This is a genomic window from Bradyrhizobium sp. AUGA SZCCT0169, from assembly GCF_018130085.1.
GTDB lineage: Bacteria > Pseudomonadota > Alphaproteobacteria > Rhizobiales > Xanthobacteraceae > Bradyrhizobium.
The window spans coordinates 1-13,298 of the sequence record NZ_JAFCMC010000067.1 but is presented as its reverse complement, the minus strand read 5'-3'; the positions used below and the strand labels follow the sequence as shown (position 1 = coordinate 13,298).

The following is a 13,298-nucleotide window of genomic DNA, read 5'->3' as shown; positions in this document are numbered from 1 at the left end:
ATCAGGGCGGGCGATGGCCGCTTCTGAGTGAAAAGCAGACTCGTTATTATTCGATTTGCGACTGGCCGCTCATGACGCGAAGCGGACGTTCGACGAAAAGTCCTAAGGCAGTCCTGCCAGAAACGGTAGCTATTTGGCGGTAGTGGGCCCGACGAGCAGGCTCGCTTTTGATTTATCGATTCCGGAACACGAGCACTCGTTCGCAAAGTGGTCAGGAGCCCGGCACACCACCGTTCCAAGCTAGGGATGCGCCTGACTCGTCCGCCAAGCCCGTCATTGGTAGATAGGAAAGGCCCAGCGCCGCGTGAAAGTGCTTATGATTCTTCCAGATGGAGACGGTCGCGGCGGTAATAAGGTGCCGTGCCGGGTCGAGAGCGGCGAAATCCTGTGCATATTCAGCCGGCGGGTCATTCGAAGCTCGGGTAGCCTAGGGAGCTACCGCGTCATGAGGTCTTATGCCGCCGAACCGCAATGTGCTGACCAATTTAATGGGCAGACGACGGACGGCACCTACCAGCGGTCGCGGATGTTTTTCTACCAAATCGCCGGGTCTTTTTGCATATTGGTATTGCAATTTAGCACTTCGAGGAGGGCGACAGTTTGAACCAGCGGCTGCTCCGTTCCCGAAGCAGGGCTGCGCCGAATCCACACGGCGTGCGCCGAGCTGGAGCGGACCACTCAGGCCCCGATGCCGCTATTGAGATGGCCCGCATCTTGGACGAGCCACCGGTACTGGTGCCCGAGGTTTTGCACGGCGATACGCGTCTGACCTCGAAATGGGCGCATGGCGGGTTGCAAGAAGATTACATGCGGGGCGTTGCTGGGCACGTCGCCGTCGGCTGCTACGAAGGACAGCACGAGATATCCTGGCGGATTGAAAACAAGCGTTTGACTTCCAGAACCAACGCGAAAGCTTTCACTCTCATTCCGAAAGGCGTTGACGGCTACTGGAATATTGCTGGCCCGGTGGTCGTCTCGCACGTCTATCTCACTCAGGAACGCCTCCAGGCATGCGCCGACGAGATTGCGAATGGGGGACGTGTCGAAATTCTTCCGCGTGTCGCTTTTGCCGATCCAGCGGCGGCGGGGCTGCTTGAAATTCTGAGTCACGAGGCGACGCGGGACAGTGCATCGTCCCGTCTGTTCGTGGAGCAGGCGATCGACCTTCTCTGCGCGCGGCTGATCCGGGAGCATTCATCATTTGGCGGCCTGCCTGCTCCCGTCAGAAAGGGGGGCCTTGCTGACTGGCAGGTGCGGCGTGTTACGACGTACATGCGCGAGAATCTCGAACAGCATATCGGGCTCAATGAACTCGCCGCTCTCGTCGGCCTAAGCCGCTTTCACTTCTGCACGGCTTTTCGGCAGTCGACCGGCCATACCCCGCATGCATGGTTGACCGCGCAACGCATGTGCCGCGCCCGCGAGCTTCTCACCCATTCAGATCTGAGTATCACGCAGGTCGCGCTTGCAGTCGGTTACGAGACGCCATCAGCCTTCACGGCGGCTTTCCGTACGATTGTCGGAGTGACCCCCTCGGGGTTCCGACGCTCTCTGTAGTGCCGGTGCAATTCATCGCAACACCGCGATAGTCGCCGCAAAATCCGAACGGTACGTGCCGTCGCACAATGCTTAACTCACGATGCTCATCTGAGGCGAAGGCTGGCTGCGCTTGATACGGCAGCGCGCAGCACCATCCGATCCGCTTCCGAGCGTCGAATTGTGGGCCATCCTGTCGCAATCAGAGAACGATCATCACCTCATAAACAGGCGAGCAGACGACCATGAAAAGCGAGAAGCCATTCAGCGACGATGCCGTCCAGATCGAACAAAACTGTAGCGGATTATCGCGGCGTGCGATCCTGCTTACGGTCGGAGGCGTGGCCGCTCTCGCGGCCGCACCGGAAGTTGCCGCACAATCCATATCTGAACGGCCTCCCACCGCATCCACGGGAAGGGTCCGCCTGGTCGTCAACGGAAAGCCGCATGAGCTTGACCTGGATCCCCGCCGTTCACTGCTCGATGTGCTACGCGAAACGCTCGACCTCACCGGCACGAAGAAAGGCTGCAACCAGGGCGCCTGCGGCGCCTGCACGGTGCTTCTGAACGACAGGCGGGTCGTCTCCTGCCTGACATTGGCGGCGATGCATGACGGGGCTCAGATCAGGACGATCGAGGGCCTTGAAGCGAATGGCGAGCTTCATCCGCTTCAGACTGCATTTGTCGAGCACGATGGTTTGCAGTGCGGCTTCTGCACCCCTGGACAGATCATGTCGGGAATAGGCTGCATCGCGGAAGGTCATGCGGGGACGCCGGATGAAATCAGGTTCTGGATGAGCGGCAATATCTGCCGTTGCGGGGCCTACCCGGGGATCGTCGCCGCGGTCGCAGACGCTGCCAAAAGGGTCTGACCATGCTTCCATTCACGATCGAGAAGGCTGCCTCCATCCAAGGCGCTATCGCCGCCGCGTCGTCCGGCCGGCGTTTTATCGCCGGCGGTACGACGTTGATTGACCTGATGCGGGAAGAGGTGGAGCGGCCGGAACACCTCGTCGACATCAACACGCTCCCGCTGTCCGACATTCGCATCGAGGGCTCCGATCTCGTGATCGGCGCGCTCGCCCGCATGGCCGATGTCGCAGCTCATCCCGATGTACAACGCCTGCATCCACTCGTCGCGGAAAGCCTGATTGAGGGCGCCTCGCCGCAGTTGCGCAACATGGCTTCGATCGGCGGCAACCTGCTCCAGCGTGCGCGCTGCCCCTATTTCCGGATGCTCGATGCATCCTGCAACAAACGCAGCCCAGGCTCCGGTTGCGCCGCCATCGATGGCCTCAATGCCGGCCACGCCATTTTCGGTACCAGCAATCATTGCGTCGCAACCCATCCTTCGGACATCGCCGTGGTGCTGGTCGCCCTCGAAGCTACGATGCAGGTGAGGGGACCGCGGGGCGAGCGTTCCTTTCCAGTCGAGGAGTTGTTTCGTTTGCCGGGCGATACGCCCCATCTCGAACACACCCTGCTGCCTGGCGAACTCATCCTCACGGTGCGGGTCCCTGGTAGCCCATACAGCCGGCGGGCGCGCTATCTCAAGGTGCGCGACCGTGCCTCCTATGAGTTCGCGCTGGTGTCCGCGGCCGCCGCACTCGACGTTGGTGGGGGAGTAATCCGCCAGGCGCGGCTCGCTGTAGGCGGTGTGGGCACGCGGCCGTGGCGCCTGGGCGCGGTGGAGAAAGCGCTGATCGGCAAGACGCCGGATCGCAAAGTGTTCGAAACGGCCGCCCGGTTGGCAATCGAAGGAGCCCGTCCCCTGTCGGGCAATCATTACAAGCTCGAACTCCTGCCCCGAACCATTGTCCGCGCTCTTGAAATGACGGGAGAAGCCGCATGACAACGAACGTGATCGGGAAGCCGCTGCCGCGCGTGGATGGTCGCGCCAAGGTCACGGGCGTCGCGCGATATGCCGCCGACTTCAACCAACCCGGCCAGGCCTGCGCCGTGATCGTCGGTGCCACGGTCGGTCTCGGCCGCGTGACCGGCATCGACACTGGGCCGGTTGAGAAGATGCCGGGCGTCATTGCAGTCATCACGCATCGCAATGCGCCACGCCTGCCATATGCACCCCACAAGAGCTACATCGATCCGGCCACGGGGGAGCGGCTGCATGTGTTGCAGGATGACCACGTGCGCTTCTATGGACAACCGGTAGCGGTCGTCGTCGCCGACACGATCGAGCAGGCGGAGCGTGGCGCTGCCGCGCTACATATCTCATACACACCCGAGCGGCCGATCATTGATCCTGCCGATGCACAAGCCCTGCCAGTCGTTCCGGAAGCCGGGAAGCAGCCAGATGCAAGGCTGCCGGCCGACACCGCGCGCGGCAGTGCCGACAGCGCTCTCGCGGACGCGCCGATGAGGGTCGACGAGATCTACGAAATCGCCCGCGAGAACCACAATCCAATGGAGCCACATGCTACCGTCGCGGCCTGGAATGGCAATCGGCTGACGCTGTGGAGCAAGAGCCAGTTCGTCGTCAACGAACAGGCCGAGGTCGCGGCCGTCTTCGGCCTGCCGTCCGAAAACGTACAGGTCATCTGTCCGTTTATCGGAGGCGCCTTCGGCACGACGCTCAGGACGTGGCCGCACGTGACGCTTGCAGCCATGGCAGCGCGGCAAGTGGCGCGCCCCGTCAAGCTCGTGCTCACGCGCAAGCAGATGTTCTTCATGACGGGCCATCGCCCCCGCACCTTGCAGCGGATGGCCCTCGGAGCCACAGTGGATGGCAAGCTCACCTGCATTGTTCATGAAGGCACCGGAGAGACGAGCCGCTACGAAGAGTTCATGGAGGCTCTGACGTCAGTCACGACCTTCCTGTACTCCACGCCGAACGTGCGGACCCGCTACCGGCTGCTGCCACTCGATATCGGCACCCCCAACCATATGCGCGGTCCTGGCGAGGCCAGCGGTGTATTCGCGCTCGAATGTGCCGTGGATGAATTGTCGTACAAGCTCGGGATGGATCCGATAGACCTGCGGCGCCGCAACGAGCCGGCGATCGATGAGGGCGAGAACAGGCCCTTCTCCAGCCGATCCCTCATGAAGTGCTATGACCTCGCCGCCGAACGTTTCGGCTGGTCGCGACGGTCACCCGAGCCACGTTCGATGCGCGACGGCCGGCTGCTGGTCGGCATGGGTGTCGCATCGGCGAGCTATCCGGCCTTCCACGCGCCGGCGAGTGCGCGGGCGCGGCTGCTCGCGGACGGCACGGCCGAAGTTGAAGTGGCGGCAAGCGACATGGGCCCCGGCACCTACACGTCCATGACGCAGGTTGCTGCCGAGACGCTAGGACTGCCTGTTGAACGGGTATGCTTCAGCCTGGGACGATCTGACTATCCGCCCGCTCCCTCCCATGGTGGCTCATGGACGATGGCCTCGGTCGGCTCTGCGGTCCGTGCCGCCTGCCTTGCGGTGCAAAAGGAAGCCGGAAAGCACCCCCAAAGCGGCCGACCCATCGAGGCAATCGCTTCGTCTCAACGCGATCCCGATGCCGCGGCCCGATTTTCGATGCACGCCTTTGGAGCCGTATTTGCGGAGGTGGCTGTGGATCCGGACGTCGGCACAATCCGGCTGCGCCGTGCTGTCGGCGCCTATGGTATTGGGCGCGTCGTTAATCCGCGACTGGCGAGGAGCCAATGCATTGGCGGCATGGTCGGCGGTATGGGCATGGCGCTGATGGAGCGCACGGTCCTCGATTCGCGCGACGGACGCCCGGTCAACGCCCACATGGCCGATTACCTCTTGCCCGTGAATCTCGACATTCCGCAACTCGAAGCGCACTTTGTCGAGGAGCTGGATCCACACGTCAATGCGCTTGGCGTCAAAGGCCTCGGAGAGATCGCGCTCGTCGGCATGGCTCCCGCCATCGCCAACGCCATCTTCCACGCGACCGGCAAACGTGTGCGCGCTTCGCCGATCCGAATCGAGGATGTATTGACCGTGTAGCTCCGATTCACGGTCTCGTGCCGCCCTCTCGCCGTAAAGCGTGGCGATCCCTTGATGTCCGCTAAGGTCAAAAGCGCTGTTGTCCGAATGCCCGCTGTTGGCGGATATTGTTGAAAAAGTCGAAAATCAAATGACCTCAAAAATCTCGCAAATGCTGACTTTTGGACAACGCCACAGTTGGGATGGGCCGTAGCGCTGGTACGAACGGCCGTGGTCGTTTTTCTGAGATGCGACGAGGTCCCTCACGTCGTTGCGCACGAAACGCATGAGCGGCTCTAGAAAATTTCGTCCGCCGTCCCAAAAGGACTTTTTCAACAGTATCGGCGCAAAGCAGCCGCTGAGATGTGTGAAGCTTGATCTAGCTAACTCTCGATGGCTGGCCCCAGCTCAAACTTCCCCATGAATGGATTGGATAGATTGTTCAATCTCTTCAATCAGTTGGAAGGCGGCGTGAGCACGACGTGTGCACCGACCGATCAAGGAAAATCTGCCGGCGACGAACGTCGGCTGAACTGAACGCGCTGTGTGCGAGCGGGAGTGGATGCCTTGGGAGGGACGATCGCATCCTGCAAGCGGCGAATTTGCAACGTCAATGTCGAGGGCTCAGTTCGCGGAATGATGAACCCTGGAATAGGAAACCCGAGGAGCCCGTCCACAGCGGGCATCTAGAGTGAACCGGCAGCGAGACTGTCCGGCAAATCCGCGTTTAGATCCAATTGTTGGGCAAGCGGGACCTCCGTCGATGCCAAGCAGAGGTCCTCTGCTCAGCCTGACAAACGTGATCCGCCGGTACGGCATGAAGCCAGCAGCGCCGGGGCAGCGCGAATCGGGGGTGTCTCCAAAGCCGTGCATCGCTCACGGTCATTTGTCGCGACGGTCCACACGCACATGTGTCCGGCAAAGCCGCAAAACAGCGATTGAAGTACGATCGTAATGTAATATTATCATCGTAATGGCATTGAGCTGGGTCGCTGTTTGGCGACAGCGGGGTGCCGCAAACAGCTCATTGCGAGGATTTCATGTACCCCACGGCTGTCACTCAGATTGCATTGCAAGAAACCACAGATCTCACCTCGCTTGGGCTCGGAGACGCTGCAGCAGCCGTTCGGAACGGCGATATCACTTCAGAGTCCTACACCGCGGCGCGATCCACTGCTCACCCTTGGGAGCCTTGCTCTTCAGGGTCGCAAGCTGGGGCTTAATGAACCCCGGCATGCCGAGTTTGCTACTCTTCACCACTTACGCAACTCACAAAAATCCCGCCACGGCCGGGGTTAAAGCCGTGGCGGGCACTCTACAATACTTAAGTTCAACGAGTCTCTAATTCAAAGGTCGCCTATTGGATCCTAACCAATGCTCTGCGGTTTTTCGAGGAAAATTGATGTGGCGGATTCCGTGTACTGGTCGATCGCGACGATGAGCGCCTGGACGTGCTGGTAGCAATGGCCCTACCGTGCGGCGAGGCGACGGGTCTCAGCCAGCGACTTCAGCCACGGATCGGCTACACTCTCATCGTACCAACGAAACGCCCCGCTGCAGAAAGGCGAACCCGCTAAGGGCATTGGTGGGGTTTATAGCGTACAGGAAGCCCTTCCCCATATCGGGCCACCGAGGTTCTCGGTGGTGCCTTCGTCAATTACGAGGCGATGGCAGCATCGGTGGCGAACTACGACCGAGAACGACATCAAGAGTGCTCAAATCTTGCGTCTTAGGATTCCGCGAGTGACTTTTTCTTGTGCTCCTGGCTGAGAGAACGTAGGCCGGAGCTCTCTGCTCGTTCTTCTAGGATGCAGCTAGCGTCTCCATGAATTCTTCCATCGACGGCTGCTGCGCGTATTGCAGCTTAAGAAGATCTTCGACCTTGAGATTGGTATAGCGCTGGAGCTGCCGCCAATCCTTGTGGCCCGTGACCAGAGCTACTTTTTCGATTGGAAGCCCGGCCTCGAACAGACGGCTCGTTCCCTCATGACGGAGGTCGTGGAAGTGCAGGTCATCGATCTTGAGTTCATCGCATGCCCGGGTGAATGCCGCACTGACTGATCTGTGATTATGAGGAAAGATCCGTCCGTTGCCTCTAGTCACAATCCGCTGCTGAAGCACGACCTCCCAAGCGTCATAGCCCGTAAGGTTGAGCAAAGGTACTTTTTGGTCATTTCCGTCCTTATTCCTCGGATCTTTTCGGTCTCGAATGACGACCAATCGCCTTTTCATGTCGACCAGTGGCCACTCGGGTTTGCAGATCTCCTCCTGGCGCAAAGTCGTTGCCACGGCATACCTGACGATCCGTCCCATCGGTATGAACTGTCGAGGGTTCGTCTCAAAATACTCGATCAGTTCGTCGAGTTCGTCTTGTGTCGGCCGTCGGTCACGCTCATTGCTTTTTCCGACCAGATTGAGGTGACTTAACGCGACCCGTGCGAGGCGAGCTTCCTCGGCGGAGACCTCAATGCCGTGCACCGCAGCAGCATGCGTTATGATTGTCCTGATGAAGGACATATCGATCGCCAACGTCGCAGGGCCAGCGCCCTGTTTGGCTCGCTTCCTTCCGAACTCGATCAGCCGCTCTCGATTCAGCGCGGGCAGCTTCACACCGCCGAGCTCAGTCTTTAGCGACGCCATCACAGCGGCTTTTGATCGGCGAGGGGGCTTTCCAACTTCGTGCATATCTTCATCGTGCAGGTCGATCAGATCGCCGAACGTGCGAACGTTGCGCGCCACGCGTGGCTTGGACGATCCGTTGCGGTCGATATTGCGCTCCATCTCGAGCGCCCATTCTTCGCCGTCCTTGCGTCGGCGGAAGGTCTCGGCCACATAGCGGGTCTTGCGGCGGACCTGGACGCGCCAGTTTCCGGATGCCATTTGTGTGAAGGTCGCCACGCGTGTGCACTCCGACTTTCGTGTGCACTATGTGTGCACTGAGAGGTCAAAACGGGTACAAACGTGTGCAATTTCGTCTAGTTTGGAGTGCACACGTTCGCTGTTCATCCCATTGAAGAGTAAGATAAACTGTTGAAATATCAAGACTATCGCTTTTCCGTTGCACCCATGATGGATTGGACTGACCGGCATTGCCGCGTGTTCCACCGTCTGATGACGCGGCGTGCGCGGCTATACACGGAGATGCTGACCACGGGCGCCATCATTCATGGCGACCGAATGCGGCTGCTCGGCTTTGATCAGAGCGAGCATCCCGTCGCGCTGCAGCTTGGCGGGTCCGATCCGCGCGATCTGGCAATGGCTGCGAAGATCGGCGAGGATTTCGGCTATGACGAGATCAACCTCAATGTCGGCTGCCCGTCCGACCGGGTAAAGGACGGCCGCTTCGGCGCCTGCCTGATGGCGGAGCCGGCGCTGGTTGCGGACGGCGTTGCGGCGATGAAGCGTGCGGTGAACATTCCCGTCACGGTGAAATGCCGTATCGGCATCGACGACCAGGATCCGGAAGTGGCGCTGGACGTGCTGGCGCGCGGCGTCGTTGCTGCGGGGGCCGATGTGCTGGTCGTGCACGCCCGCAAGGCCTGGCTCAACGGCTTGTCGCCGAAGGAGAACCGCGACATTCCGCCGCTCGATTACGACAGGGTCTATCGGCTGAAGGCGGCATTGCCGGACGTGCCCGTCATCATCAATGGCGGGATCGGCAGCCTCGCCGAGACGAAGGCGCATCTTGCCCATGTCGATGGCGTGATGCTGGGGCGGGCGGCCTATCAGGAGCCGTGGCGATTGCTCAATGTCGATCCGGAATTGTTCGGCGAGGCGGCGCCACATGCGACCATGAAGGATGTGTTTGAGGCAATGATGCCCTACATCGAAAACCAGCTCGGGCAGGGCACGCGGCTGCATTCGATGACGCGGCATTTCGTCGGCGCCTTTCACGGCGTGCCGGGCGCGCGCGCGTTCCGCCGTCATCTCGCCCAGAACGGCGTCAGGCAAGGCGCCGGCGCCAATGTATTGTGCGATGCGATTGCGCTGGTCGATATCAGCGCGGCGTCATCGATTGCGGCGTGACGGCACGCCGGCCGGCGCACGGTCGAGGCTGATGACGGCTCTTGGGCTGTCGGTCACTGCTTCCGTTGGCTGTCTTGGCTTATGGCAGTGAGGGTACCCATCTTGCACCGGCTCACTTTGCCGGTCCGACAGATATCGCCTTGACAGCGCAATCATCCCGTCCGTAACTTCAGCTCACAAAATCAAAAAAACATCAACCAAGGAGAAATTGCTGCCAAAAGGGAGGAGTGAGAATGCTCAGGTACACGTCTATTGTCGTGGCTGCTGCCCTCGGACTCGCCGCCACCTTCACAGAGCCAGCCCGGGCTCAGACCCCGGCGCCCAAGCCCCTTGTATTAAAAGGGCAATCGACCCATCCCGCATCTGCGAACTTCCACCTCATCTTCAAATTGTGGGCCGAGACCGTCGAAAAGATGTCGGGCGGCCGGCTCAAGATTGAAACGCTTCCGGCCGGCGCGATCGTTCCGCCGTTCGAGGTCTTCGACGCAACGTCGAAGAACGTTCTCGACGTCGGAATGGCGCCGTTCGGCTACATTCTCGGCCGCAACACGGCGACGATTCCGATGTCGCACGGTCCGCTATTCGGGATGGACGGAAGCGACTACTGGGCCTGGTACTACGACGGCGGCGGCATGGCCCTGCTGGAAGAATTCTACCGCGACGTTCTCAAGCTCAACGTCGTGGGCTTCCCGATTCCGACCGATTATCCGCAAGGCATGGGCTGGTTCAAGAAAGAGATCAACAGCCTCGCCGACCTCAAGGGGATGAAGTATCGCATCTACGGCATCGGCGCGGAGACCTACGGCCGGCTTGGCGTGTCGGTCGTCACCATACCGGGCGGCGAGATCGTTCCGGCGATGGAGCGCGGCGTGATCGAAGGCGCTGAATGGATCAACTGCGAGGAAGACAAGAAGCTCGGTCTGCACCAGGTCGCGAAGCACTACTACACCCCTGGCATGCACGAGCCGGTCACCGGCGGCCAGTTGATGATCAACGGCGATGTCTGGAAGAAACTGACGCCGGATCTGCAGGAGATCATCAAGGTTGCCAGCGTCTACGCCACGACGCAGCGCAATTTCTCCTTCAATCGCGAGACCGCGCAGGCCTGCCAGGACCTCCTCAAGATGGGCGTCCAGTTGCATCGCACGCCGGATGACGTCCTGAAGAACTTCCTCGACGAGTGGGAGAAGATCCAGGCCGAGTACGCCGCCAAGAACCCCTTCTACAAGAAGGCGATGGACAGTCAGAAGGCCTACGCCGAGAAGATCGTCCCGTTCAAGCTTTCCTGGTTCCCGCCTTATAATTTCGCCGGCGAGTACTACTGGAAGGACAAGGTCTATCTGCAGAAGAAGTGATCCGCTTTCGCGCGCGCAACTGGCGTCATTGACAGGCGCCAGTTGCTTTCCAAGGGGGATCATGATGTCGACTGACGGCGGAGCCTCGTATCCGGCTGGCGTGGGAAGTGAGTTTCCACACGCCTTCTATACGATCATTCGAGCCATTGACCGGTTCTCGGACGTCACCGGCAAACTCATCTCCCTGACGATGCTGTTCCTCGTGGTGACGATCACCTACGAGGTCGTGATGCGTTACGGGTTCAATGCCCCGACCGCGTGGGTTTACGAGTCGAGCTTCATGGCCAACGGCTCAGCCTTCATGCTCGCCTGCGGATATGCGCTCTACAAGGGCGCGCACGTTCGAACCGATATCTACTGGGAAAATTTTTCGGAACGCATCAAGGGGATCATCGACATGATCTCCTACATCCTGCTGTTCTACCCGGTCATGATCACCTTCATGGTGGTCAGCTACGATGCCGCGTTGCATTCCTTTGACACCGGCGAGAGGTCGCAGGAAAGCGTGTGGCGCGTGATCATGTGGCCGTTCCGGGCCACCATCCCGCTGGCGGCGGTCCTTCTCATGGTTCAGGGCATCTCCGAAGTACTGAAGTGCTGGTACCAACTCCAGTTCGGGCGCGAGTTCGAGCACAAGGAAAAGATCGAGATATGACCGGACTCGAGCTGCTTGGCCTATTCATGCTGCTGGTGATGCTGGGGGCGATCTTCATCGGTCTGCCGATCAGCTTCACGCTTTTGTTTCTCGCAGGCGTGTTCGGCTACATCGGCATGGGGCCGCGGGTGCTCAACCTCGCCTACCTGCAGACCATCGGCATCATGAAGCAGGACGAACTGGTCGCGGTGCCCATGTTCATCCTGATGGGCTTCATCTGCGATCAGGCCGGGCTGATGGAACGACTGTTCAGGGCGTTCCGCGATCTGTTTGCGCCGCTGAAGGGCGCGCTTTACGTGGTCGTCATCGTTACCGCGACGCTGTTCGGCATCGCTGCCGGAACCGTGGGCGCGACGGTGGCGCTGCTCGGCATCATGGCTGGGCCGATGATGATCCGCTCCGGCTACGACGTGCGCATGTCGGCGGGCGCGATCGCGGCCGGCGGCACGCTTGGCATCCTGATTCCGCCGTCGGTGATGCTGGTCGTGATGGCGCCCGTGCTCGACATCTCAATCATCGATTTGTACGCGGCCGCGTTCGGCCCGGGCTTCCTGCTGTCCGGCATGTTCATCGCCTACACGCTGATCCGCTGTCATTTCAATCCGAAGCTCGGTCCGCCGGTGCCACTCGAGGACCGACCGGAATCGATGAAGATCGTGCTGTGGGAGTGCCTGGTCGGCCTTGTTCCGGTGACGGTGCTGACCATTGTCACGCTGGGTGCGATCCTGGCCGGCATCACGACGGCGGCGGAGGCGGCGGCACTCGGCGCGCTCGGCGCCATCCTTCTGGTCATCCTCTACGGCAAATTCACATGGAGCGGTTTGCTGCAGGCTTGCTACAGCACGATGGCGACCACCAGCATGGTGCTGCTGCTCGCCGTCGCCTCCAACGTGTTCGGTGCGGTGTTCGCGTGGCTCGGCACCGCCAGCTGGATGACCAATGCCCTGCTTGCCTCGCCGTTGCCGGCTTGGGGCACCATGACGCTGCTGCTGACCCTGATATTCCTGCTCGGCTGGCCGTTCGAATGGCCGGCGATCGTGTTTATTTTTCTTCCCATGCTCGCGCCGGTGGCCAAGGGCCTCGGCTACGACATGGTGTGGTTCGGCTGCATCGTCGCGGTCGTCCTGCAGACGGCGTTCCTGTCTCCACCCGTCGCGATGTCGGCCTATTATCTCAAGCAGGTCGTGAGGGAATGGAATCTGCGGTTGATCTACCGCGGCATGGCGGACTTCATGGTCATCCAGGTTCTCTGCGTGGTCCTGGTGTTGATATTCCCCGCGATCGCGATGTGGTTTCCAGGCTGGCTGCAGGCACGCCGGGATGCCGAACGCAAGAAGGTGCAGATCGAATATGTGGTGCCCGCTAAAGTCGCGGCTTCCGTGCTCGGGCCGAATTGACCCGCGCCGAGTGACTTACTGCGAGCCGCCGCCTTACCACTGATAGCGGACGATGCCCTTGCCGGCGTAGCTGTCGGTGACGTCTGAGAACTCGCCCTCGAAGCTTGCCGCCACCGAGAAGTCGTTCGGCCATTTCGCTTCGGCGGACGCGCCCACCAGTGCGCTGTTCCGCGCCTGCGCGGCGCCGTTGACGACGAAGGAAGAGGCGGGCAGCGTCTGGAAGATCGCGCTGACGCTGCGGTCGGTGTTGAAGTTGTGGGCCCAGGCGGCGCGGCCGCGCAGCGTGACCACGGCATCGGTGGCCGCGAAGGAGGTGTCCGCGCGAAGTCCGAGCTCGGTGCGCGGGGCGGTAACGTTCCGCTCGGCGTAGGACAAGGCGAACGTGTT

Annotated in this window: 10 protein-coding genes; 8 read left to right on the top strand and 2 right to left on the bottom strand. The window is 60.7% G+C overall.

Annotation, left to right across the window (positions count from 1 at the left end):
- Positions 1-600: 600 nt before the first annotated feature.
- The 4 genes from JQ609_RS34640 to JQ609_RS34625 all read left to right on the top strand — a co-directional run bounded on the left by JQ609_RS34640 (position 601) and on the right by JQ609_RS34625 (position 5,499).
- Positions 601-1,557, top strand: a complete 957-nt coding sequence (locus tag JQ609_RS34640) for a helix-turn-helix domain-containing protein (RefSeq protein ID WP_249119761.1) — start codon at positions 601-603, stop codon at positions 1,555-1,557.
- Positions 1,558-1,781: 224 nt separating this feature from the next.
- Positions 1,782-2,408 carry a (2Fe-2S)-binding protein gene (locus tag JQ609_RS34635; protein ID WP_212277114.1) on the top strand — a complete coding sequence of 209 codons (627 nt, stop codon included), beginning with the start codon at positions 1,782-1,784 and terminating at the stop codon, positions 2,406-2,408.
- A gap of 2 nt (positions 2,409-2,410) precedes the next feature.
- Complete coding sequence (locus tag JQ609_RS34630) at positions 2,411-3,388, top strand: xanthine dehydrogenase family protein subunit M (protein WP_212277113.1); 978 nt, start codon at positions 2,411-2,413, stop codon at positions 3,386-3,388.
- On the top strand, positions 3,385-5,499 hold the full coding sequence (locus JQ609_RS34625; protein ID WP_212215005.1) for a xanthine dehydrogenase family protein molybdopterin-binding subunit: 2,115 nt from the start codon (positions 3,385-3,387) through the stop codon (positions 5,497-5,499). Before JQ609_RS34630 ends, JQ609_RS34625 begins: the two co-directional genes overlap by 4 nt.
- 1,782 nt (positions 5,500-7,281) lie before the next feature.
- Here JQ609_RS34625 and JQ609_RS34620 read toward each other — a convergent pair.
- Positions 7,282-8,376, bottom strand: a complete 1,095-nt coding sequence (locus tag JQ609_RS34620) for a site-specific integrase (RefSeq protein WP_212277105.1) — start codon at positions 8,374-8,376, stop codon at positions 7,282-7,284.
- A 132-nt stretch (positions 8,377-8,508) separates the two neighbouring features.
- Between JQ609_RS34620 and dusA the strand changes: the two genes are divergently transcribed.
- The 4 genes from dusA to JQ609_RS34600 all read left to right on the top strand — a co-directional run bounded on the left by dusA (position 8,509) and on the right by JQ609_RS34600 (position 12,911).
- Complete coding sequence (gene dusA / locus JQ609_RS34615) at positions 8,509-9,504, top strand: tRNA dihydrouridine(20/20a) synthase DusA (protein WP_212277103.1); 996 nt, start codon at positions 8,509-8,511, stop codon at positions 9,502-9,504.
- 233 nt (positions 9,505-9,737) lie between these two features.
- Complete coding sequence (locus tag JQ609_RS34610) at positions 9,738-10,859, top strand: TRAP transporter substrate-binding protein (RefSeq protein ID WP_212277100.1); 1,122 nt, start codon at positions 9,738-9,740, stop codon at positions 10,857-10,859.
- Positions 10,860-10,923: 64 nt separating this feature from the next.
- Entirely contained in the window at positions 10,924-11,514 is a 591-nt protein-coding gene (locus JQ609_RS34605; RefSeq protein WP_212277098.1) for a TRAP transporter small permease subunit, read from the top strand.
- A complete protein-coding gene (locus tag JQ609_RS34600) occupies positions 11,511-12,911 on the top strand; it encodes a TRAP transporter large permease subunit (protein WP_212277096.1) in 1,401 nt (466 codons plus the stop codon). The genes JQ609_RS34605 and JQ609_RS34600 overlap by 4 nt, the downstream gene beginning before the upstream one ends.
- Positions 12,912-12,944: 33 nt before the next feature.
- On the opposite strand, the gene JQ609_RS34595 is transcribed toward JQ609_RS34600, so the two are convergent.
- The coding region (locus JQ609_RS34595) for an autotransporter domain-containing protein (RefSeq protein ID WP_212277094.1) at positions 12,945-13,298 on the bottom strand (354 nt) is incomplete at its 5' end.

What these genes read in the sequence shown, in the direction of transcription:
- JQ609_RS34635 (WP_212277114.1), top strand. Translation starts at nt 1,782, where the DNA reads ATGAAAAGCGAGAAGCCATTCAGCGACGATGCCGTCCAGATCGAACAA.
- JQ609_RS34630 (WP_212277113.1), top strand. Translation starts at nt 2,411, where the DNA reads ATGCTTCCATTCACGATCGAGAAGGCTGCCTCCATCCAAGGCGCTATC.
- JQ609_RS34625 (WP_212215005.1), top strand. Translation starts at nt 3,385, where the DNA reads ATGACAACGAACGTGATCGGGAAGCCGCTGCCGCGCGTGGATGGTCGC.
- JQ609_RS34610 (WP_212277100.1), top strand. Translation starts at nt 9,738, where the DNA reads ATGCTCAGGTACACGTCTATTGTCGTGGCTGCTGCCCTCGGACTCGCC.
- JQ609_RS34605 (WP_212277098.1), top strand. Translation starts at nt 10,924, where the DNA reads ATGTCGACTGACGGCGGAGCCTCGTATCCGGCTGGCGTGGGAAGTGAG.
- JQ609_RS34600 (WP_212277096.1), top strand. Translation starts at nt 11,511, where the DNA reads ATGACCGGACTCGAGCTGCTTGGCCTATTCATGCTGCTGGTGATGCTG.